General features: G+C 35.9%; 27 protein-coding genes and 1 pseudogene. 25 read left to right on the plus strand and 3 right to left on the minus strand.

Annotated features, from left to right (window positions below; translation table 11 throughout):
* Positions 1 to 176: 176 nt before the first annotated feature.
* The 3 genes and pseudogenes from CHB72_RS28135 to CHB72_RS21745 form a co-directional block, all read right to left on the minus strand.
* On the minus strand, positions 177 to 575 hold the full coding sequence (locus CHB72_RS28135) for a spore germination protein (protein ID WP_089284980.1): 399 nt from the start codon (positions 573 to 575) through the stop codon (positions 177 to 179).
* Positions 563 to 2,101, minus strand: a pseudogene (locus CHB72_RS21740) (IS1182 family transposase); the annotation flags it as partial. The gene CHB72_RS28135 and the pseudogene CHB72_RS21740, both read right to left, overlap by 13 nt.
* Positions 2,102 to 2,355: 254 nt before the next feature.
* A complete protein-coding gene (locus CHB72_RS21745) occupies positions 2,356 to 3,051 on the minus strand; it encodes a hypothetical protein (protein WP_089284981.1) in 696 nt (231 codons plus the stop codon).
* A 468-nt stretch (positions 3,052 to 3,519) separates the two neighbouring features.
* Between CHB72_RS21745 and CHB72_RS21750 the strand changes: the two genes are divergently transcribed.
* The 25 genes from CHB72_RS21750 (at position 3,520) to CHB72_RS21875 (ending at position 21,467) form a co-directional block, all read left to right on the plus strand.
* Positions 3,520 to 4,509, plus strand: a complete 990-nt coding sequence (locus CHB72_RS21750) for a non-contractile tail sheath protein (protein ID WP_456297870.1) — start codon at positions 3,520 to 3,522, stop codon at positions 4,507 to 4,509.
* A gap of 50 nt (positions 4,510 to 4,559) precedes the next feature.
* Entirely contained in the window at positions 4,560 to 4,961 is a 402-nt protein-coding gene (locus tag CHB72_RS21755) for a phage holin family protein (RefSeq protein ID WP_089284983.1), read from the plus strand.
* 1 nt (position 4,962) lies between these two features.
* Positions 4,963 to 5,643 (plus strand): N-acetylmuramoyl-L-alanine amidase, encoded by a 681-nt coding sequence (locus tag CHB72_RS21760; RefSeq protein WP_089284984.1) that lies wholly within the window; start codon positions 4,963 to 4,965, stop codon positions 5,641 to 5,643.
* Positions 5,644 to 5,728: 85 nt separating this feature from the next.
* The gene (locus tag CHB72_RS21765) at positions 5,729 to 7,015 is read left to right on the plus strand and encodes a recombinase family protein (RefSeq protein WP_089284985.1); all 1,287 of its coding nucleotides are present in this window, start codon (positions 5,729 to 5,731) and stop codon (positions 7,013 to 7,015) included.
* Positions 6,900 to 8,291, plus strand: coding sequence for a recombinase family protein (locus CHB72_RS21770; RefSeq protein ID WP_330397106.1), 1,392 nt, complete (start codon positions 6,900 to 6,902; stop codon positions 8,289 to 8,291). The genes CHB72_RS21765 and CHB72_RS21770 overlap by 116 nt, the downstream gene beginning before the upstream one ends.
* A 403-nt stretch (positions 8,292 to 8,694) precedes the next feature.
* Positions 8,695 to 8,931 (plus strand): SymE family type I addiction module toxin, encoded by a 237-nt coding sequence (locus CHB72_RS21775; protein WP_089284986.1) that lies wholly within the window; start codon positions 8,695 to 8,697, stop codon positions 8,929 to 8,931.
* Between the two features lie 308 nt (positions 8,932 to 9,239).
* Positions 9,240 to 9,707: a DUF4365 domain-containing protein gene (locus tag CHB72_RS21780; protein WP_141131538.1), complete on the plus strand. Its 468-nt coding sequence runs from the start codon at positions 9,240 to 9,242 to the stop codon at positions 9,705 to 9,707.
* 16 nt (positions 9,708 to 9,723) lie between these two features.
* Entirely contained in the window at positions 9,724 to 10,281 is a 558-nt protein-coding gene (locus CHB72_RS26070) for an iron chaperone (RefSeq protein ID WP_141131540.1), read from the plus strand.
* Positions 10,282 to 10,323: 42 nt separating this feature from the next.
* Entirely contained in the window at positions 10,324 to 10,605 is a 282-nt protein-coding gene (locus tag CHB72_RS21795; protein ID WP_176431531.1) for a toxin-antitoxin system YwqK family antitoxin, read from the plus strand.
* A 175-nt stretch (positions 10,606 to 10,780) separates the two neighbouring features.
* Positions 10,781 to 11,698 (plus strand): helix-turn-helix transcriptional regulator, encoded by a 918-nt coding sequence (locus tag CHB72_RS21800; RefSeq protein WP_089284988.1) that lies wholly within the window; start codon positions 10,781 to 10,783, stop codon positions 11,696 to 11,698.
* Between the two features lie 578 nt (positions 11,699 to 12,276).
* Positions 12,277 to 12,426, plus strand: coding sequence for an integrase (locus CHB72_RS21810; protein WP_176431532.1), 150 nt, complete (start codon positions 12,277 to 12,279; stop codon positions 12,424 to 12,426).
* Between the two features lie 180 nt (positions 12,427 to 12,606).
* On the plus strand, positions 12,607 to 13,053 hold the full coding sequence (locus CHB72_RS21815; protein WP_176431533.1) for a MarR family winged helix-turn-helix transcriptional regulator: 447 nt from the start codon (positions 12,607 to 12,609) through the stop codon (positions 13,051 to 13,053).
* A gap of 15 nt (positions 13,054 to 13,068) precedes the next feature.
* Positions 13,069 to 13,959 carry a permease gene (locus CHB72_RS21820; RefSeq protein WP_089284989.1) on the plus strand — a complete coding sequence of 297 codons (891 nt, stop codon included), beginning with the start codon at positions 13,069 to 13,071 and terminating at the stop codon, positions 13,957 to 13,959.
* Positions 13,960 to 14,002: 43 nt separating this feature from the next.
* Positions 14,003 to 14,170 carry a hypothetical protein gene (locus CHB72_RS26825; protein WP_176431534.1) on the plus strand — a complete coding sequence of 56 codons (168 nt, stop codon included), beginning with the start codon at positions 14,003 to 14,005 and terminating at the stop codon, positions 14,168 to 14,170.
* Between the two features lie 330 nt (positions 14,171 to 14,500).
* Complete coding sequence (locus CHB72_RS21825; protein WP_330397103.1) at positions 14,501 to 14,758, plus strand: hypothetical protein; 258 nt, start codon at positions 14,501 to 14,503, stop codon at positions 14,756 to 14,758.
* Positions 14,759 to 14,928: 170 nt separating this feature from the next.
* Positions 14,929 to 15,930: a virulence RhuM family protein gene (locus tag CHB72_RS21830; RefSeq protein WP_330397104.1), complete on the plus strand. Its 1,002-nt coding sequence runs from the start codon at positions 14,929 to 14,931 to the stop codon at positions 15,928 to 15,930.
* Positions 15,931 to 16,133: 203 nt separating this feature from the next.
* The gene (locus CHB72_RS21835) at positions 16,134 to 16,778 is read left to right on the plus strand and encodes a GNAT family N-acetyltransferase (protein WP_089284991.1); all 645 of its coding nucleotides are present in this window, start codon (positions 16,134 to 16,136) and stop codon (positions 16,776 to 16,778) included.
* A gap of 334 nt (positions 16,779 to 17,112) precedes the next feature.
* Entirely contained in the window at positions 17,113 to 17,655 is a 543-nt protein-coding gene (locus tag CHB72_RS21840; RefSeq protein ID WP_089284992.1) for a helix-turn-helix domain-containing protein, read from the plus strand.
* Between the two features lie 147 nt (positions 17,656 to 17,802).
* A complete protein-coding gene (locus CHB72_RS21845; RefSeq protein WP_089285005.1) occupies positions 17,803 to 18,237 on the plus strand; it encodes an ATP-binding cassette domain-containing protein in 435 nt (144 codons plus the stop codon).
* Entirely contained in the window at positions 18,234 to 18,830 is a 597-nt protein-coding gene (locus tag CHB72_RS21850) for an ABC transporter permease (protein WP_278277886.1), read from the plus strand. The genes CHB72_RS21845 and CHB72_RS21850 overlap by 4 nt, the downstream gene beginning before the upstream one ends.
* Before the next feature lie 52 nt (positions 18,831 to 18,882).
* The gene (locus CHB72_RS21855) at positions 18,883 to 19,086 is read left to right on the plus strand and encodes a PLDc N-terminal domain-containing protein (RefSeq protein ID WP_089284993.1); all 204 of its coding nucleotides are present in this window, start codon (positions 18,883 to 18,885) and stop codon (positions 19,084 to 19,086) included.
* Positions 19,083 to 20,003: an ABC transporter ATP-binding protein gene (locus CHB72_RS21860; RefSeq protein ID WP_089284994.1), complete on the plus strand. Its 921-nt coding sequence runs from the start codon at positions 19,083 to 19,085 to the stop codon at positions 20,001 to 20,003. Before CHB72_RS21855 ends, CHB72_RS21860 begins: the two co-directional genes overlap by 4 nt.
* Positions 20,000 to 20,761 carry an ABC transporter permease gene (locus tag CHB72_RS21865; protein ID WP_089284995.1) on the plus strand — a complete coding sequence of 254 codons (762 nt, stop codon included), beginning with the start codon at positions 20,000 to 20,002 and terminating at the stop codon, positions 20,759 to 20,761. Before CHB72_RS21860 ends, CHB72_RS21865 begins: the two co-directional genes overlap by 4 nt.
* Before the next feature lie 271 nt (positions 20,762 to 21,032).
* Positions 21,033 to 21,236, plus strand: coding sequence for a hypothetical protein (locus CHB72_RS21870; protein WP_089284996.1), 204 nt, complete (start codon positions 21,033 to 21,035; stop codon positions 21,234 to 21,236).
* 78 nt (positions 21,237 to 21,314) lie between these two features.
* Entirely contained in the window at positions 21,315 to 21,467 is a 153-nt protein-coding gene (locus CHB72_RS21875; protein ID WP_089284997.1) for a helix-turn-helix domain-containing protein, read from the plus strand.
* Positions 21,468 to 21,544 lie beyond the last annotated feature (77 nt).

The raw sequence follows: 21,544 nt of genomic DNA on the forward strand, positions 1-21,544 counted from the left end.
TAAAATAATATTCTGAATTTTATATTGCGTAGCGGTTTCTTTTATTTTCACTAAAACAGGATCTTTCATTTTTTTCTCTACTTTCTATTCAAAATTTTATATATGCCCTTATAGTAGCATATTTCCTTATTCTGTACAATAATAGTTAATATGTCACACTTATTTAAAAGAACTTATTATTTTTTAGTATCATCTTTCGTATTTAAAATACTTGGTCTCTTACCTTTAAGGGGTACAGGGATTCTAAATAGAATATCCATCAAGGCCTTTATATTAAGTGGTATTAATGGCCATAAGTATGGTACATTTAGAGATTTTGTGGTTGCAAGTAATATAAACCATAAGAGGACAGCAGCTAATAACCCATAAATGCCTAATATTGCCCCTGCTATTAAAAATATAAGCCTAAAAATCCTATTAGCCAGACTTAATTCATAACTAGGTGTGACAAAGGTACTTATAGCCGCAATGGCCAGGTAAAGAATAACTTCCTCAGCAAAGAAGCCATGAAGGCCATGGGGACGTTTTGGGACCAGTGAAAAACTGGTCCTTTTTCTCGATAAATCGCAAGAAATTTTGACAAATGTAAAAAATAGTCTGTCATTTCTAAAATTCCCTTAAAACTAGATAAAAAAGAGGAGACTATTGCTGCTATCCTCTTGATATTTACTGCTATTGCAGCTAGCTTTGATTGTTTCGACACACTTATTAAGCCATATCCTCTTGCTCGACATAGCCCATGAAATCTTTTGAGTTCAGCATTTTTACCTTCTATAGAAGCTCTCTTTTTATATTTTTCCTTGAACTCTTCTGTTTTCTGATACTGAGATATTTCATAAAATTCCGCAGCATTTAAACCTACTATAAGTATTTTTCTTGCGCTTTTTTTAGCACATTCATCATGTTTATGACATGCCTTACATTGACTCATTTCAAAATAGTATTTATATCCTTCTTTTTCTCTTGTCTTGCTTTTATATTTATAATGCTTTTTATTTATGGTTGTATTTTCTTGACTACACTGCCATTCATCTGAGTCTTTATTATATGTATACTCACTTTCATCAATCCTGTAAGCAGATGTGCTAACTGGTATGAAAGCTTTTGATTTCATTTCTTCTATATCATCTAATATTGATTTTCTAAAATATGCTTTATCTCCATAAACTTCTTCAACGGCTATGCCAGTTTTTTTAGTTCCTTCTAGCATTTCTTTTGTATGGCTACCATCTGTATATGCTCCATCAGCTGTTTTTACTGAAGTAATTATGCGCTCATTTGTTGTCATAACAAATTCTGTTTTATATCCAAAAAAATCTTGGGTTTTACTCTTGCGACCAACTCTTGCATCTTCATCTATCAAGGATCGTATCCCCTTTTGATTTATAAACTTAGGATCATTTAGTATTTCTTTTGCCTTTTTAATTGCTTCTGCTGTTTTTTGCTCTTTAGTAGATATATTTCTTTCTGCTTGATCAATTACTATTTCTAGGTATTCTTTCATTATAGCCTTTGCCTCTTTATGATCTTCAATTTCTTTATAGTCTGGCACCACGGGTATATCTTCTAGATTTTGGGATGTTTCTTCTGCATATGTTTTGATAATTTTTCTTCCTAAATGCTTCATTAATCGTTCTGGAGTTTTCTTTATTGTATTCGCCTCTATATGGGTAGCATCAATACTTACACTCTTTCCCTCGACGATTCCTTTTTCTACACATTGTCTTACGATTTCTGTGATGATTTCATCTAGCGTTGACTCTTCAAGTCGTTGTGCTCTGAATTTAGATAAAAGACTTTTATCCGGAAGCGAATCTTCTGGATTAATACCAATAAAGTACATATATGCTAGGTTTAAACTCGCTTCTTCCTTAACCTTTTCATCAGATAAATTATATAAATGTTGCAAAAAAAGTAACTTGCACATTAATTCCGGTTCTTTAGCAGGTCATCCAAATTCCTTGCAATAGCTATTCTCTAGTAATCTATTGATAAAGCTAAAATCTACTACTGAATCAATTCTTTTTAGTATATGATTTTCTGGTATTTTATTATATAATGATGAGTGAAAAGATATTTGCTTTAGCTTATGTCGAAGCATGAAAAAACCCCCTTTTGGTTTTGTTTGGTCGTACTTACATTATACCATAAACGGGGTTTTTTTGTCTGAAATCAAGTGTTTTCAATGATTCGAAAAAATATTTTGTACTTAATATACAAACATAGTGTAAGTTAAACTGGATGTTTGCGGGGACTTTTTCACTGGTCCCGGACGTTTTGATTGCCACTAATTCTTTAGTTCATGGCAATCAAAACGTCCCTTTGGCCCGTGGTATATAGGCAACTAATACCAAATCAAAGATTGTCGTCATCTACCTGTAGTAAATCCTCCCCCTGATTATTAGATAAATCTGTCATTTCTACCAATTCTATTATTTCTTTTATTTTATCACTATCATAATTCTTGTCCTTCGGTAAAGGTTCTAAAACATCTATATCTTCTGTACCTTTATCTAAGTCTATTTTATCCTTGTTAATACCTTCAGATACCTTCATTGCCTGTATTACTCTTTGGATTCTTTTTGCTGTAGTTATTGCACTTTCAACAGCCTCCAATAAATTCTTATCTTCTTCATGCGCATAGTCTTTCAATATGTTTATGACTCCCAATTGTTTTTCAATTTTGTTAGAAACAGTTGCATAGGGTAGTCCTTGGATTTTATAGGAACTATCCAGAAGTTGTTGCATTGTATTTATTATCTCTAATGCTCCTGCAAGTGTATGGATTGGAACTTGCTCTTTTTCATCTAAGTATGCACAAACAGACTGAAGTGCTCTTTTTATATCAGGATTTTTTATTGCCTTCCCAATGTCAATCGTTATACCCTTAGATTGTGTACCTGTTGCTCCTCCATAGCCACTTAATCCTTCCCTTCTACTGAATATGAGAATTACCAATAATATGGGAATATATGGATATAGCACTGTTAATATACTGGTTGTTGAAGGTTCTTCTATATTTGAGTTGTTACTGAATGATTTTTCCCTCAATAGCCATTCCTCCTTCCTTCTATTTTGCAACTAGTTCCATTTCCAGTATCTTATAAACTCTTTTTATTTAAAATTGTGACAAAATTTGCATAAAGACTTTTTGCCACTTGTATTGTAATCCAAGATTATTTTTAAAATAAAGTACTTAAACATCCTCTCGTATTACATTATGCTCTAATTTAAATTTTGGTTCTATAGATTGTGTTTGTACTTTTTAGTAACTATGTATAATCTACAAACAAATAAAAGTACTTTACATTTGAATCAACACAAAGTACTTTTAAAGAAATTTACTCTAATTAAATTTTCATTAATCCTTATTTTCATTCGAACAAATCAGTAAATTGATTTGTTAATCAACAACTATTTTAAACGTTGTTCCTTCTACAAAGGATTTTACTACAGATACGGAAAGTATTTCAAAATTTTTGATGCTTATATTTATCATAAAATTTCTACCAAGTAGGTATCTGTACAGCAGCCAAACAGTGGGTGAGATATTTATGCAGAGCCATGAAGGCGTATGGTTTTGAAACTCTGGTAATGTCGGTATCTATGGAAAATCTACAGCTGCCAGAGGAATGGAGACAGAAAATGCATGACGGGAAGGATGGACAAACGGGATGGGAACCCCCCACCTCCTTTTTTAGCCCAACCAATCAGCAGGTGAGGATATATTACGAGAAGATCTGCAGGGAGTTAATAGATATTATGGTGGAAGAGGGAATGCCCCCAATACTGCAGCTGGGAGAACCTTGGTGGTGGTGGCAGGAATTTATGCCGGGAAATGTTCAAGAGCCCTATCCTGGAAGACCACCTTGTTTTTATGATGAAGCCACAAAACAGAAATTTCAAAGTGAGAAGGGAAGGCAGTTACCTTTTTATACAACATCAGATATCCCACTGACACAGGGAAATATAGAAGTCCTTGAATGGTTAAGAGACCAATTAGGGGACTTTTCTAATTTTGTAAAGGGAATTGTTAAAAGTTATTCTGGAGGACAATATACAGTTCTATTCTTCCCACCATCAGTATTGGATGCAGAAAGGGTTCCAGAAGGAATACGGATAGTAAATGTTCCCATCGGAGATTGGGAAAATCCCAGCCTGGACTTTATTCAAATAGAGGATTATGACTGGGTGGTCCATGAAAATGAAAGACATCCTGAAATCTTTGATTTTGCTTTAGATTTCTTAAGATATCAGCAGCATAAAACCCATTACTTTGCAGGCTTTGCCTGGGAGGAGTTCACTAATCTGTTTGGTAAAAGTATAGAAAAACAGTGGCAGTTAATTGAAAGGGCAGCAGTTGTAGCTTTATCAAGAGGGATGAGGGAGGTTTTTGTATGGGCAGGAACACAGATTAGAAGAGATAGCTGGATGCCTGAAATCCCTGTAAGATATATTCCAAGGATGATTAATAGGACACTGCTGAGAATTGAAAAGATGGAAATATAGAATACCAAGAAAAATTTGAAAACAAATGGATGTTGGAAGGAGGAAGTAATTTGAAGGATATTATAAATTCAATACAGTTTGTTTTTACAGCTGTTGGAGCATTCCTAGGATGGTTTTTAGGAGGTTTTGACGGCTTTTTATATGCCCTTTTAGCCTTTGTAATCATTGATTATGTAACAGGAATAATGCTTGCAGTTTTACAGAAAAAACTCTCTAGTGAAATAGGTTTTCATGGGATATTTAAGAAGGTACTGATTTTCACTATGGTGGCAGTAGGTCACACTGTGGATACTTATATTATTCAAAATGGTAGTGCCATTCGCACCGCTGTTATTTTTTTCTACCTTTCAAATGAAGGAATCAGTATTCTAGAGAATGCTGCAAAAATAGGACTACCGATACCTGATAAGTTAAAGAGTGTATTATCACAGCTTAGTAAGGAGGATGAGTAGAATGGCAAAAATATGCTTTGATTATGGTCATGGAGGAAGCGATCCAGGAGCAGTTTATAAAGGAAGAAAGGAATCCGAGGATAACCTTGCTATAGGAAGAGAAATTGCAAAGGAACTTAGACGTCACGGTATTACAGTAGATGAAACTAGAACTGCTGATGTAGCTGTAAGTTTAAGGCAAAGAAGTGAATTTGAGAGCAAAGGAAACTATGACTACTTTGTATCTTTTCATAGAAATGCCTTTAAACCCGAGACAGTTACGAGGGCTGAAACTTTTGTCTATACAAAAGCATCAACAAAGTCCAAGGAGCTGGCTGAGAAAATACAAAATGCTTTAGTGGGTATCGGTTTTATCAATAGGGGAGCTAAAACAGCAAATTTTCATGTACTTAGGGAAACCAAGGCTCCAGCAGTGTTAGTGGAAATGGGGTTTATTGATAATACCAAGGATAATAACCTATTTGATAGCAAAAGAAAAGAAATTGTGATAGAAATTACAAAGGCTATGTTAGCTCAGCTTGGAATTTCCTATAAAGAAGAGTTAGCTACTGAAAAAACAGATGGGCAGGTCCTTTATAGGGTAATGGCAGGTTCTTACGCAGTTAGAAAAAATGCTGAAAAGCAGGTGCAAAAGTTAAAGACAGCAGGTTTTGATGCCACCATTATGGTTTTCAATAGGTAGCCTAGTTACCCTGTATATAGCTTGACTTCTATCAAATTTAGAGTGATATATAGTAGTACCAAATTGATAGAAAGGAGGAACTTCAGTGCGTGTGAGGATTATAGAGCCTATTAGAAAGGTACAGAATCTAAAGAAAAGAGTGTGTGCCTATGCTAGGGTTTCCACGGATAGTGAAGCTCAAGGGGACTCATTGGAAAACCAAATAACTTACTATGAAAACTTAATTGGATCAAATCCTGAATATGAGTTTGTTGGTGTATTTGCCGATAGAGGCATCACAGGGACTACTGAAAACAGACCTGAATTTAGGCGAATGATCGAAGCCGCAAGGGATGGTCAGATAGATTTAATCATCACTAAATCCATCTCAAGGTTTGCAAGAAACACTGCGGTAATGTTGGAGGTAGTAAGGGAATTAAAGGAATTAGGAGTAGAGGTAAGATTTGAAAAAGAGAATATTAATACATTATCAGGGGACGGTGAGTTGATGCTTGCTGTCCTCTCTGCTTTTGCTCAGGAAGAAAGTAAAAATGTCAGTGACAACATTAAATGGAGAGTTAGAAAAAAATTTGAAGCTGGTGAAGTGATGGTTAATACAACAAGGTTTCTAGGCTATGACAAAGATGGCGAGGGCAATCTAATCATCAATGAAGAAGAAGCAGAAATAGTTAAAGGGATTTTTAATGAATACCTTGGTGGAAGAGGTACCTTTGTTATTGCAAAGGAACTGAATCAAGAAAAAGTCCCAACGGTTACAGGTGGAAAGTGGTATGACAGCACCATCCTAACCATCTTAAAAAATGAGAAGTATAAAGGAGATGTCCTACTTCAAAAGACATATACCCTAGATCATTTAACGAAGAAAAAAGTTAAAAATACTGGTGAGGTAGACAGCTACTATATAGAAGATAACCATCCAGCCATTATTCGAAGAGAGATATGGGAAAAGGTACAGGAGGAGATTATAAAGAGAGGAAAGGCCAAAGGGAATACTGGAGATAAGAATAAATACATAAATCAATATCCCCTTTCAGGAATGCTCTACTGTAGTAAGTGTGGAGCATCTTTAATAAGGAGAACTTGGAACAGTAAGCTAAGCTGCAGAAAAATCGTATGGCAGTGCAGTAACTATATTAAAAATGGAAAGAATGCCTGCGAAGGTACAAAGATAGATGATGAGATTATTAGCAGGATTAATATAAAGGAAGAAGTGATTGTAAAGGAGGAGATGAAAAATGGCGAGAAATATTACAGTTATACCAGCAAAGGTAAACAGAACAAATCTCGCAGAGAGTTTAAAACCACAGAATCAGAAAATGGCAGCCTACTGCAGGGTTTCGACAGACCAATTAGAACAGTTATCAAGCTATGAAGCTCAGGTAAATTACTACACTACTTTTATAGAAAATCACCCATATTATACTCTAGCAGGAATCTATGCCGATGAAGGAATAAGTGGTACCAACACTAAGAAGAGAGATCAATTCAACAAGATGATTGAGGACTGTAAAGAAGGTAAGATAGATATGATTATCACCAAATCCATTTCAAGGTTTGCAAGGAACACCTTAGATTGCCTAAACTATGTAAGGCAGCTTAAGGATATAGGAGTAGGGATTATATTTGAAAAGGAAAATATCAACACCTTAGATGCTAAAGGAGAGGTGCTACTTACCATTTTAAGTTCATTGGCCCAAGATGAGAGTAGGTCGATATCTGAAAACTCCACTTGGGGAATAAGACGAAGGTTTGAACAGGGGAAACTACACATCAATCATACTAAGTTTTTAGGCTATGAAAAAGACGAAGAAGGTAACCTTATCATAAATGAAAGTCAAGCAAAAATTGTAAGAAGAATCTATAAAGATTTTCTAGATGGTAAAGGAGCAAATAGAATAGCTAGAGAACTTGAGGAAGAAGGGATTATCAATTGGAATAGAAAAGCAAAGTGGTATGAAAGCAGCATAAGAAACATGCTAACTAATGAAAAATACAAGGGGGATGCCCTACTACAAAAGACCTACACAGTAGATTTCCTTTCAAAGAAGAGGACGGAGAACAATGGTGAAATTCCACAGTACTATGTAGAGGAAAGCCATCCTGCCATTATTGATAAAGAAATGTGGGAAGCTGTGCAGCTTGAGATGGAAAGAAGGAAAGCATTTGTTAAAGAGCATGGAATAGCAAAGTTAGATTATGCAACAGTTAAAAATCCCTTTGCAGGTAGAATTATTTGTGGCAACTGTGGAAGTACCTTTGGCAGAAAAGTATGGAACTCTAGGGATGAGAGGTTAAAGAGAATCATTTGGAGATGTAATAAAAAGTATGAAAGGAAGGGCAAAAAAAGCTGTAATAGCAACCACATAGACAATAAAGTTTTATATCTAGCCTTCGTAAATACCTTTAATGCCATGATTGAAAACAAAGATTATTTTATGGATAAATGGAAGCAAAGGCTCGAAAGTGATAATGTTTTAGTAAGATATAAGGCTAATCAGTTTATAAGAATTTTAGTAGATGCAGAACCAGTAGAAGAATTTGATATGGATTTGTTTTTTAGGCTTACTGAAAAAATGACGATATTTGAAAAAGAAAAAATTATTGTGACCCTGCTTGATGGAATAGAAATTGAATGTGATATTGAATAAATCATTCATGAAAGTGTAAGAAGGAAAATATTTGCTGATGAATATGCTCCTATCCTGATTCAAAGGGAAGCAACTCCAACCTATGATAAAACTCAAAAAAGCTTTGATAAAAAGAATGTATAACTTGCAAAATAAGGTTTCCAGAGTTAATATGTGTAGTAGGAAATTGAATAAGGCCGCCATGGCTTTCAGGTGCTGCGAACACCTAAAAGCCAATGCAGGTACCATACTACCTAACACAGACAGCATAATGCTGTTACAGCGACCATGTATTTATTATACTTTATTATGTTATTACAAACAATGATAATGATACAAAAGGCGCAGTGTAGGGTTATAATCAATTCTGCAGTGCGCCTTATTTATTTCCTTTCAAAAATATCTTTGAAGGAAGTTTTGTATTATGAATCGTAAAGCAGAAAAAGACTCTAGGATTTTATCAATAACAGGGCAATCCACTTATCTTTATGAGGAAGCCCCCACCATAAGACTGCATGGCAAGTGGTTGGGGAAGTTGGGTTTTAGGATAGGACAAAAGGTTTTAGTGGAAGAAGGGTACAGGCATTTGACTATATCAGTAATTACCCCTGAAGAAGAAACAGTACAACAGAAATCAGTAGGAAATAAGAAGCGAAAGTAACGTGAAGAGGCTTGGGTAAATATGCTCGGCCTCTTTTTCGTGTTAGATATCTTCTAGTAAGACCAAGACGAACGAATAAAGTAAGAAGTAAGTCGATGCCTATAAGGTGCTTTTGTTCGTATAAATATATTGACGAGTTATTTGAAAGTTGTTACATTTATTTCAATATGATAAATTATAGAAGTAAGATTAGAAATCCTTGTGTCTTATGAAAAAAAATTAAGATTGATGTTGATTATGTATTTCAGATTGTTTTTTGCGATGGTTGCGTATTTTGAATAATACTATTGTGATTGCGGGGAATATAGATGCCTAACACAAACTGGTCTAAACTGAATAATCTGCAGCTTGGTAGATATGGTGAGTATTATGCAAAGATGGAATTTGCATCTTATGGGTTTGAAGTTTACACATCAGAAGTTGATGATCATGGAATTGATTTTATTGTAAAAAATAAAAACGGAAGATTCCTGGAGATTCAGGTTAAATCAATACGCCAAACAAATTATGTCTTTATGCAAAAGGAAAAATGGAACATAAACAATTCAGATGTTTACTTAGCACTATTACTATTTAAAGATGGAAATTTACCAGAAGCCTATCTTATTCCTGCTTCAGCATGGAAAAATCCAAATCCACTGATTTGTGATAAGGATTATGAAGGTCTAAAAAGTAAGGCAGAGTATGGCTTGAATTTATCTAAGAAGAATATGCCCTTGCTACAACTATACAAAATTGAAGATATCATCTTGTCATTGTTAGGTAGTAATATTTAATGGGAGGTAAGACTAAATGCGATTAGTTGATGATTACATATCCAATTTAGACGGAGTAAAAAAAGAGTGGATTGAACAGCTTGTGCAATTTATAAGAGAAGTGTTCCCGGAACTTGAAGAAACATTTTATAATAAAATGCCTACATATAAAGGTGATGGGTACTTCATAGCTTTTGCAGCTCAAAAAAACTATTTTTCCTTTTACACTGATGACTCAAGAGTGTTACCTTTGTTAAAAGAGCTAATACCATCAGCATCAATGGGAAAAGGCTGTGCCAGAATAAAATACAATAACGGATTTGCTATTGATGCATTAATGGATGTATGTAAAGAAATTGTTGACTATCATAACTCAAAACGTTCTTCAACGATTACAGATTTAAAGAGTTTGAGAAAGTGGTCAAAAATACCTTCGAATGTGCAACAGATGCTTATAGATAATGTTTATTGTTCAAAATGCGGCATTACGACAATAGTTGATTATAATATTCAAGATGATCGGCTTGGCTTGGTTTTAAAAGGATCATGCAAAAAATGTGGTGGTAACATAGCCAGGTTTGTAGAGGATGAGTGAATCTAAGGAAGAGTATATCAGTAAGTATGTATGGAGGTAATTATGTTAAAGAATAAGGAATATACAAATGGACAAAAGACCTATAAATTAGTTGGAAACAAGCTAACTTATTTTTTCAAGAATGGTAAAGTGAAAGCCGAGGGAATTTATGAAAATAGTCTAATGGAGGGTGAGTGGAAATTCTATCGGGAAACAGGGCAATTGTGGCAAGTAGGTAATTTTAAGAATGGGAAGAAAAATGGTACTTGGACTCGCTATGACAAGAATGATAAGCTGGAGTATTTGGAGACTTTTAAAAATGATAAAAAAGTGAAAAAAGTATAAAAATTGATAAACACGTGGAGTGTGTGGTTCTGATGACGAAATGTGGCTCGGAGAGCAAAAAGTAGACTTTGATCACAAGATGTTGTGAGATTGAATCAAAAATAAGAAATAGGGGAAAGATAGTATGATTTTCCTCTGATTAGATGATAAAGGAGGTAGGAGAGGAGGGCTATTAATGGCAAAAAATGATAATATGCTGGCAATTTTATGGATGCTTAATTCAGGAACAAAAATAACTGCAAAGCAAATAGCGGAAAAATTGGAGATAAATATACGAACCGTTTACCGTTATATTGATTCTCTATGCGCCAGTGGAGTGCCGATTATATCGGGCTCAGGTCAAAATGGCGGATATAGTTTGCTGAACAATTTTATCCAAGCCCCTTTGTGTTTTGATATAGAAGAACAAAAGGCACTTCTTCATGCTGCTGTATTTGCAAAAGAAGCAGGATATCCCTTTAGTGAGGCTTTAAACAGAGCAACTGAAAAACTGAAATTGTATTCAAATCAAGAACAGGAAAATATTCTTAATCGCCATTTGATTGGGTTTGAAGTGATAAATCGAGATATTGCCCCTGCTGTGAAGGTGGTGTTGGAGGAATTAGAGCAATCTGTAGCAAACGAATACTCTGTAGAAATTGAATACCGCTCAAAAAATGAAGAGCAGTCTCGTCAAAGAGTGATTAACCCATATGGAATAATTTATTGGAACAATAAATGGTATACTATTGGATTTTGTCATTTGCGAGATGAAATTCGCAGCTTTCGGGTTGAACGAATTGTACAGATAAAACAAACCAAAATGATGTTTGAACGACCTGAAGCATTTTCTGCCAAGGCATTTTTTTTACAAAATCTTTTGCCTGATCTGACCAGTAAAAATGGCATGATTTCATTAATTATTAAGGGCAGAGCAGAGGCTTTGGATGACTTATGCATTCATTGGTTTTTAGGTCATCATCTAAAAGAGAGGACTTCAAACCAAGCAGTCTTTTTAGTTGATGAAAAAGCAATTCATGCATATGTACCTTATTTTCTTCTTTCTTACGGAAAAGCTATTCAAGTAATCGAACTGTTACGGATGGAAAATTAATCACTGCTTCGGGGATAGCTCCATTGGAATTTGCTGCACATGTCTTGAAAGCTTTGGATGTGTTTTCGCCAAAAACATTAGATGTTTGGTATAAGCTCTATGAGACTCACGAATCTGATTATTTTTATGAGTTAATGAATTCAATACTATAAGAATATAAGTGAGGATATGTTTGTTCATTTATGGAGCGTAATTCTTTAAAAATAAGAATTTAGGTCTGTTTTAAGAAAGATTCCCTGCCGCCAAGAAACCACTAGGTCCTGATGACATCATTATTGTCTAGTCAACGCACTTAGGACTTTTAATAATATACCGGATAAAATGTTGATTTCCTAAATTCAAGAAAAAAAGGGGGGAGAAAGGGGGACTTCATATTTATTCTGCGAAATATTATCATCTTTCTATCAAAAACCACATAGAGTGTGCTATTCACCTGTGCTAAACACAATATGTGGTGATAATATATTTTCGAATATCTATATATTGTATGTGTTTTCTAACAAGGACAATGCTCAAGGAGATGCAACAGGAGAGTCAATCCTTAAGCCAAAACGTGAAGCTAGGAATTCAGTACCGATATGTGCAGGTCAACCACAATCGGCTCATTAGGAGAATTGGAAGAATATGACGAACAGCTGGCAAGAAGGCTCATTGAGAAAGTGACGATTTTCGAAGAGAAGCTTACCGTTGAATTTAAGTCGGGTGTTGAAATTAGTATAGAATCATAAAAGCATAAATGATCGTCAGAGGAGAAGGAAACTTCTTTTCTGGCGGTTTTTTTGTTTATGATGTATAAATTTTAGAATGCACAGAATTTATTAAGAATCATAAAATGTAGTTGACGATGGAAACTAAATGCATTAGAATTATAGTTGACAATGGAAACTAAACAGGTTAGGAGGAATATAATGAATAAAGAAATTCCAGATATACATGATTTATTACAAGATTTATCGTGGTACTTTGGTAACCAAGGGTTCGATGGCGAATGCTGTGAAGACTTATCTTTGGTAGAGTATATGACATTAAAGAAGGCATATGATATACAAAATATTACAATTCAGGAGCTGGGGATCTCGCTAAATATTACCAAAAGCGGGATTAGTAAAATCATAGATCGTCTTGAGAAAAAACTCTATGTATCCAGGCATCAATCTTCATCTGATGGTAGAGTATGCTGTGTATTGCCGACAGAAAAAGGAAATAATGCGATACTCAAGATATCCAATCGTTACAGTGAATATTTACAAGAGATACTTGGAGCGGTAGATGAAGAATCACTACAAAACATTAAGGATACGCTGGAATTACTATTTAAAGCAATACAAGATAAAGGCTTTATAAAATCAAATTAAGAAGGGGGTAGTGTATTGAATACATTAATCGAAACAATCAAGTATTTTTTGTTTATTACATCTGAGTTAACCGTCCTATTTTTAGGTATAAGTACAGTTGTGGCACTGGTACTTATATACTTACCTGATGAGAAAATAAAAAAATGGATGGCAGGGAAAGGTGTTTTAGGCAATATTGTAGGTGCGATCTTTGGTTCGTTGACTCCATTTTGCGCATGCTCTACAATTCCTATGACGCTTGGTTTTTTGAAGATAGGAATACCATTTGGTGTGGTGATGTCATTTGTTATTGCATCTCCACTGTTAAATCCAATCATCATAGCAATGATGGCTGCCCTGATGGGAATAAAAATAACGATCGTTTATTTTTTAGTTACTTTTGTCGGAGCGGTCATATTTGGAATCATTCTCGAAAAAACAGGTGGAGCCAATCTTGTCAAGAATGTAAGATTGAAATCTGGTGGTTCAGAAGAGAAGGAAGAAATTCCTGATGCTTTCAGAAAAAAAGTAAAAGTCTCATTTATGAAAGCATGGGAAGATTTCAGAGGAGTTTTAATGTATCTTCTTATTGGAGTGGGTGTTGGTGCAGCAATATATGGATATCTTCCGGAAGATTTGGTGCTTAGAATTGCAGGTCCTGATAATCCACTGGCCATTCCAATTGCGGCCATTATTGGCGTTCCACTTTATATTCGAGCTGAGTCAGTAATACCAATAGGCTTGGCATTGATGCAAAAGGGAATGAGTACTGGTGCAGTAATCGCACTTATCATTGGGGGAGCAGGTATGGCAATACCTGAAATGAGCATGCTTGCAGGAATCTTCAAGAAAAAGCTAGTTGGTGCAGTTGTATCGGTTATTTTTTTTACTGCTGTCATTGGTGGATTTGTTTTTAATTTAATGTAATGGCAGTAAATAAATTATCAAAATTTGAAAGGAGAATGTTAAAATGAAAAATGAAGAAAAGAAGAAAGGTTTATTCGGAGGCTTGTTTGGAGCTAAGAAAGAAAAAGGTGGTTGCTGTAATATCGAACTGGAAGAGGATGCAGAAGAAAAAAGCGATAATGCAAACGATAGTGAAGAAACAAAGCAAGAAAATAACTCATGTTGCAGCTAAATGGTTCTAAAGGGAGATTTTGTGAATTGATAGTAAATGAAAAATCAATTTAAAACTATATAGTACGCATTTGCGCTATTCATGAATTATCATGAATGGCGTTCTTTTACTATATATTTTGTTGACATGTTCTCTCATACCTCGCTTCCTCAAAAATCAGCAAAAAACCGATTGATATGTTTCCACATACGTCGGGTGCAAAAATCATCCTCTGACATCAAAGCTGTCCTCTCGTGCCACGTTGAGACGGTTGTACTTCTTTCCCACAAAAAAGCAGATAGTCATATCAACGTAAATGTGGAGTTTGGCGAGGGTGAAGGGAAAATCCCTGTGGGTAAGATTCTTGAAAAAGCAGAGGATCAGAGACCAAACGAAAGAGTTACCTATAATATGATACAAGAATATATAGAAAACAAGTATGGTTTCAAAGTGCATACAGCTTATATCGCAGAAGTAAAAAGGGATTTGGGGTTACCAATGTTTGATGCTCCAAATGCAGTAGAGGAATTGAAAAATTCCAAAAACCATCCAACGCCTGAAAAGATGGAAGCAATCAAAGATGCGTTGAAGCATTTTGGTATAATATAATTGATTGGATCAAATCACATAAATAATGGGTTTTAATAAAATATCATATTATTAGAGGCTAAGTCTGAGTCAATAAAATGGCACGTAAACTTAGCCTCTTTTTTGTATAATACTGGGAATATTTTGATGAAACGTGTATAATAAAAGAAAAGTGTGCAAGGAGTATGAATATGAACTCTGAAATTATAATGTACCAGACCGAAGATGGATTGACAAAAATAGAAACTACTTTTGACAATGATACCGTTTGGCTCTCCATTGACCAAATGGCTGAATTATTTCAGCGAGATAGAAGTGTGATTGGTAAACATATAAGAAATATTTTTAGAGAAGGTGAACTTGTAAAAAGTTCAGTGTGGGCAAAATTTGCCTACACTGCTTCTGACGGAAAAGATTATCAAGTTGATTATTATAATTTAGATGTAATTATTTCTGTGGGCTATCGTGTAAAATCCTTACGAGGTACACAGTTCAGAATTTGGGCTAGCAATGTTTTAAAAGAATATATGAAAAAAGGATTCGCCATGAATGATGACCTTCTAAAAAATAATGGCGGAGGAATTTATTTTGATGAACTGTTGGAGCGAATTCGTGATATTCGTTCATCAGAAAAAGTATTCTGGAGGAAAGTTTTTGATATCTATGCGACAAGTGTTGATTATGATCCAAGAATGGAATCATCAATGTTGTTTTTTAAAACAGTGCAAAACAAAATGCATTGGGCTGCACATGGTCAAACTGCTGCAGAAAAGATTTATTACGCAGCAAATGCAGATAAACCTCATATGGGTATGCTCAGTTTCAAGGGAGACCATCCTACACAAACAGATGCACTGGTAGCAAAAAACTATTGTACAGAAGAGGAGTTATCTGCATTAAACAGCATAGTTTCTGCTTATCTTGAATTTGCTGAAATGCAGGCGAGAAGAAGAATCCCGATGTATATGTCAGATTGGATTGAAACATTAGATGGATTTCTAAAATTGTCCAAGCATGAAATTCTTACTTATGGGGGAAAGATTAGTGCTAAGACTGCTGAACTTAAGGCTAAAGAAGAATATAAGAAATATAAAGCTTTAAATATAAGTGATGTTTCAAAGGCAGAGAGAGATTACATTAAAGCATTAGAAGATATGGAAATGAAACTGCTAGGGGAAGGAGATAAAAACTAAGTGTGAATTATAGTAATAATAAGAAGTCTAACAACCAGCTTTTATGAGATGACTTTGTTGGTGAGTTTATTAAAAAATTGTTTTAAGAGAATATGAAATGTAAAATATTCACATAACATTTAGACAAATAGGAATTTATTGAGCAGACAGGCATAATTAAAAGCACAAAAACTGGTCTTAGGTAAATTATAGGAGGTTTATAAATGAACAAAATAGTTGAGATTAGGAATGAAAAAGAAACAGATTATGAGAGAGTAGAAGAAATCACGAGGAAATCTTTTTGGAATTTATATATTCCGGGGTGCAATGAACATTATTTAGTTCATGTTATGCGATCCCACAAGGACTTTGTGCCGGAGTTAGATCTGGTGATTGAAGTTGATAATCAGATCATCGGGAACATAATGTACACAAAAGCAAAACTGGTTGATGAGTCAGGGGAAGAAAAAGAAATCCTTACCTTCGGTCCGGTTTGCATTATTCCGGAATATCAAAGAATGGGTTACGGGAAAATGCTTATAGAGCATTCTTTTGAACAGGCGGTTTCACTTGGTTATGATGTGATTGTAATATTTGGAAACCCAAGCAATTATGTAAGCCTTGGCTTTAAGAGTTGTAAAAAGTACAATATCTGTCTTGAGAATGAAACATTCCCAGCAGCAATGATGGTAAAAGAACTGAAGCCGGAAGCTTTGGACGGGAGGAAATGGGTTTATTATGACAGCCCTGTGATGAAGATAGACGAACAAGAAGCCGAGCGCTTTGATGAGAGTCTGGAAAAAATGGAGAAGAAATTCCAGCCAAGTCAGGAAGAATTTTATATTCATAGCCATTCTATTATACAGTGAAATTCCTTTAGTGATATAAAGATAAGCTATAACTTCTAATTTTTAGATTAGATTATGAGCATAACCAAAGTCAGACAAGGCAAGTCGGCTTTCCATTATGTTTATTAGTTGAGGGTTTACAAAAGGGAGAATCATCACCCGATTTCGCGGTTGCGAAAGGAGGTGAACACCATGAATAAACCTGTTCGTACCCAGTGGCAAATCATATGCGGAAAGCTAAACGATTTCACAAGATACATGATGTGCTATTTCAAATCCCAACCAAAGCACATAATGATTTGATTTTTGATTATCAAAGTGATAATATTGTCATAAGCTGTTAGGAGGGAATGTTATGGAACAAAAAGTTATGGATTGCTTTACACACCCAATAAAATGCAAACTGTTATTAGAGCTATATTCTGCCGGAAAGGCAACCGCTAAACAACTTGCAGAAATATATAATGATATTCCACAGGCAACCCTATACCGCTACTTGAAACGTATGACAAATGACGGTATTTTGAAAGTAGTCGAAGAAAATCAAGTAAGAGGGACGATAGAGAAAACCTATGCGGTTGCCATTGATTTAGACTCAAGTGGGCAGGAGTTAATTGGTGCAAACGCAGGCGATGCTTATATGCAAATGTTTATACAGTATGTTTTTGGCTTTATTAAGCGGTTTCAAGAGTATTGTAAAAATCCGGATATAGATATTCCAAAAGATCAGTCGGGTTTTTCTCTTGCGCCGATATATGCAACCGATGAAGAATTGGCATCCGCGATAGATGAATACGCAAAAATCATTCAGCCGCTTTATAAGAATAGGCCCACGGCGGATAGAAAATCACGAACTATAGGCTTGATTATTTCACCGCCCGAAAATCACAACAAATAAGTCTTTCAGAGCTCCTTTTATTATTCGTGTGGCAAAGGAGCTTTCTTCTTGACATCATATTATCAAAATGATAATATAATCATTATGATAATTCTTAAAGCATTGTGGGATGTGACTAATTCTATTAATGAGCAGGGAGGAAAACGCATGAAGGCAATCATCGTTGAAAAGTTAACAAAAATATACTCTGAAGGGAAAAAAGCATTGGACAGTGCCAGCTTTGAACTCGACCAAGGTGAAGTGTTCGGATTTTTGGGACCTAATGGTGCTGGCAAAACTACAGCTGTTAAACTTTTAAATGGCATGATTTCTCCATCAGAAGGTACCTGCCATGTTTTTGGCATAGATCCCTCAGCCAGTCCAGAGAAAGTTCATGCTATCTCCGGCGTGGTTACGGAGCATGCGCAAATGTACGACAATCTAACGGGGCAAGAAAACCTTGTGTTTTATGGTACGTTATTTGGAATTTCAAAGGAAGAAAGCTGTAAGCGAGCACTTGCGTTACTAGAGCGATTAAACCTTACTGACGCTAAAGATAAAAAGCTGGCCACCTATTCTACCGGTATGCGCCAACTAGCTTGACAAACACCGATAATATAAAGCACGCAGTAATATCTCTGATTATAAACAACATCATGCCAGTTTTCTTTATTATAATCCCCATTATGGCCGCATCGATTATGGCCGCGAGTTCTTTCGTCGGCGAGAAGGAAAAGCGGACACTGGAAACGCTCTTATATTGTCCGCTTTCTCTAAAGCAAATATTCAGGGCTAAAATACTATCTTCGTTTATCATGAGCGAACTGGTTTCCATCCTGTCTTTCATCATTATGACACTTGTGACACAGATTGAAATATTTCTGACAACAGGCAGCCTGCTGTTACCGAATATCAGTTGGCTTGTGGTCTTATTACTTCTTTCGCCTGCTGTGTCCCTAATCTCAATTACGTTGATTGTGCGTGGCTCTGCCAAGGCGCAAACCATGGAAGAATCCCAGCAGAGCAGCGCACTTCTGGTTTTGCCGGTAATCTTTCTAGTGGCTGGGCAATTTATAGGGATTATCCTTATAAACATTTGGATTCTATTGGGCTTAGGCGCCTTCTTGGCAGTGATTGCATGGATTTTGATGAATGGCTCGTTTCAAAAGATAAGCTATGAATCAATGCTACGTTGATAGCAAAGCCCAAAACAAAAAAACACTATAAAACCGTAAGGAGGTTTGTTTGATGGATATTCTATTGGATAATTTGCCAATCTTAATTCCGTTTATTGTTGTTCAAGTCGCTTTTGGCTTGATTGCTCTCATTCATGTGTTGAGGCACCCGTATTACCGCTTCGGAAACAAAATAATGTGGGCGTTCGTCGTAATGCTCGTTAATATTTTTGGTCCGATTATCTATTTTGTCTTTGGAAGGGGGGAAGATCAATGAAAGATGTACTTTCCATAAAAGGATTATCAAAAAGTTTTGGTACTCAAAAAGTCATAGATAATCTTGACCTTTCTGTGCCAGAAGGTACTGTTTTCGGATTTATTGGTCAAAATGGCGCGGGTAAAACAACAACCATGAAAATGGTGTTGGGTCTGCTGAAAGCTGATAGTGGTGAGATTACCGTCTGTGGTGAAACCGTGAGTTATGGACAGACAAAAACCAATCGTCATATTGGATATTTACCCGATGTTCCCGAATTTTATAATTATATGAAACCGCTTGAATACCTTGCCCTTTGTGGCGAAATTGCAGGGCTTTCCAAATCGGAAACCAAAGGCCGAAGCGATGAACTTTTATCTCTTGTGGGGCTTAATGGTGTAAAAAAACGCATCGGCGGCTTTTCCCGTGGCATGAAACAACGGCTTGGAATCGCGCAAGCCTTGTTGTCACGCCCCAAGCTGCTGATTTGTGATGAACCCACAAGCGCTCTTGATCCTGTCGGACGTAAAGAAATACTTGATATTCTTCAAAAAATCAAAGGCACAACAACCGTAATTTTTTCAACGCATATTTTATCGGATGTAGAGCGCATTTGTGACCGCGTGGCAGTGCTGCACAATGGCAACATCGCTATCAGCGGGACGCTTTCCGAGATTAAGACTATGCACGGTAAAGAGCGCCTTTTGCTAGAGTTTTCCCAAAAGTCAGAAGTTAGTCAGTTCAAGGCTTGTGAGAAAATAAAGCCGCTACTTTCTCAAGTGGAAGAAAGTGGTACAGAAATCATTTTGCAGGGTAAGGATATCGTCCATATTCAACGTGTGGTTATTTCTGTACTTGCAGAAACCGGTTTGTGTCCATCAAAAATGGAAATTATGGAGTCCTCCCTTGAAAACTTGTTCTTGGAGGTGGTAAGGTGAGAGGATTTATTGCATTTTCAAAAAAGGAACTTATAGAAAATACTCGGAATTACAGACTGCTTATTATGCTCGCCATTTTCTTAATCTTTGGTTTGATGAGCCCATTGCTGGCAAAATTCACACCGCAGCTTATGGAAGCCCTTATGCCGAATCTTGCAGAAGCATTTGAAAACCCCACCGCATTAGATTCGTGGATGCAGTTCTACAAAAATGTTTCGTCACTTGGCCTTAGCTTGACAATCATTCTTTTCAGCAGTTGTTTGTCGGGCGAATATGCCAAAGGTACACTCACCATCATGTTGACAAAAGGATTGTCACGTCCCGCTGTAGTTCTGTCAAAGTTTTCGGCTGCTGCGGTCATTTTAACCGTTAGTTATTGGCTGTCTTTTGGTGTTACCTATGGTTATACAGCCTATCTCTGGCCGGGCGCTTCACTGCCGCATGTTTTTTTTGCAGCCTTTGCCCTGTGGATTGCAGGAATACTATATTTGTGTATCCTTATGCTTGGTTGTGTGCTGTTCCGGCAAGCGTTTACAAGTATCCTATTTTTGTTGGTAATAACGGTGATTATGGGATTGTTAGAGCAGATAGAGCAGACCGCAGGGTTTAGCCCGGTCATTTTAGTATCAAAAAATATTGATTTGCTTTCCGGCGCGGTGACAGTTTCCTATTTTACCATACCATTTATTGTTTCGATCTTTACGTCGGCTGCATTATTGATTATGTCTATAGTCGTATTCAATAAAAAGCAGTTATAACAAATAGTTTTTTTATATAACAAATGCAAAAGTAATGATAACCTCCCCAAAGGGAAATAAAAAAAAACGTTGTTGCGGCGGCTGGATAGCTTTATCCAAAACAAAATAGAGTAGCTGACGGCGGTTTTGAAATTGATCAAAGTCGCCGTTTTTCTTTTCAAAAAATAGAGTAACGGAGGGTGTATTAAAGTTACCCTTTTTTAAGGACACGGCGGTATCAAGGAGGTATCGCCATGTCTATTTTTATTTACAGCAGACCCCCTATTCCAATTTGTATGCAAATGAATTGGATCAGCTTTATACAGAGGATAAATACTTTGTTACCGAACAGATTTTCAATGTTTTAGGTCTTGATGTCATTGTTACAGATGATGTTGTCGCAGAGGCATTACAAAGTTTGCCGGAACGCAAGCGTGATATTATCTTGCTTTCCTATTTCCTTGAGTTGTCTGCCGAGAAATTGGGGACAAGCTGAATATGCTGCGTTCTACTGTTCAGTACCAAAGAACAAGCACGCTGCAACAGCTAAAAAATTTTATGGAAGGAGATACCTATGAGCAACAAGACAAGAAATAATCATCTGCTTTCCTACCCTATTATCGTATTAGCCTCTGGTGGCGATGTGGATGCTATTAATACCGTTCTGAAACATTACGAAGGGTACATAGCAGCATTGTCTATGAGGACATTGGATTGTCAACATTGAATTAGACAGTTTTTTTAAGGTTATGTTCTTTATATTGTTTAGGACTTAAATATCCTAATGTTGAATGAATCCTAATA

This window comes from Anaerovirgula multivorans, assembly GCF_900188145.1.
GTDB lineage: Bacteria > Bacillota > Clostridia > Peptostreptococcales > Natronincolaceae > Anaerovirgula > Anaerovirgula multivorans.

Coding starts and splice junctions, on each gene's coding strand:
- CHB72_RS21760 (WP_089284984.1), top strand. CDS start 4,963: ATGGCAAAAATATGCTTTGATTATGGTCATGGAGGAAGCGATCCAGGA.
- CHB72_RS21775 (WP_089284986.1), top strand. CDS start 8,695: ATGAATCGTAAAGCAGAAAAAGACTCTAGGATTTTATCAATAACAGGG.
- CHB72_RS21780 (WP_141131538.1), top strand. CDS start 9,240: ATGCCTAACACAAACTGGTCTAAACTGAATAATCTGCAGCTTGGTAGA.
- CHB72_RS26070 (WP_141131540.1), top strand. CDS start 9,724: ATGCGATTAGTTGATGATTACATATCCAATTTAGACGGAGTAAAAAAA.
- CHB72_RS21795 (WP_176431531.1), top strand. CDS start 10,324: ATGTTAAAGAATAAGGAATATACAAATGGACAAAAGACCTATAAATTA.
- CHB72_RS21800 (WP_089284988.1), top strand. CDS start 10,781: ATGGCAAAAAATGATAATATGCTGGCAATTTTATGGATGCTTAATTCA.
- CHB72_RS21810 (WP_176431532.1), top strand. CDS start 12,277: ATGTGCAGGTCAACCACAATCGGCTCATTAGGAGAATTGGAAGAATAT.
- CHB72_RS21815 (WP_176431533.1), top strand. CDS start 12,607: ATGAATAAAGAAATTCCAGATATACATGATTTATTACAAGATTTATCG.
- CHB72_RS26825 (WP_176431534.1), top strand. CDS start 14,003: ATGAAAAATGAAGAAAAGAAGAAAGGTTTATTCGGAGGCTTGTTTGGA.
- CHB72_RS21830 (WP_330397104.1), top strand. CDS start 14,929: ATGAACTCTGAAATTATAATGTACCAGACCGAAGATGGATTGACAAAA.
- CHB72_RS21835 (WP_089284991.1), top strand. CDS start 16,134: ATGAACAAAATAGTTGAGATTAGGAATGAAAAAGAAACAGATTATGAG.
- CHB72_RS21840 (WP_089284992.1), top strand. CDS start 17,113: ATGGAACAAAAAGTTATGGATTGCTTTACACACCCAATAAAATGCAAA.
- CHB72_RS21845 (WP_089285005.1), top strand. CDS start 17,803: ATGAAGGCAATCATCGTTGAAAAGTTAACAAAAATATACTCTGAAGGG.
- CHB72_RS21855 (WP_089284993.1), top strand. CDS start 18,883: ATGGATATTCTATTGGATAATTTGCCAATCTTAATTCCGTTTATTGTT.
- CHB72_RS21860 (WP_089284994.1), top strand. CDS start 19,083: ATGAAAGATGTACTTTCCATAAAAGGATTATCAAAAAGTTTTGGTACT.
- CHB72_RS21875 (WP_089284997.1), top strand. CDS start 21,315: ATGAGCAACAAGACAAGAAATAATCATCTGCTTTCCTACCCTATTATC.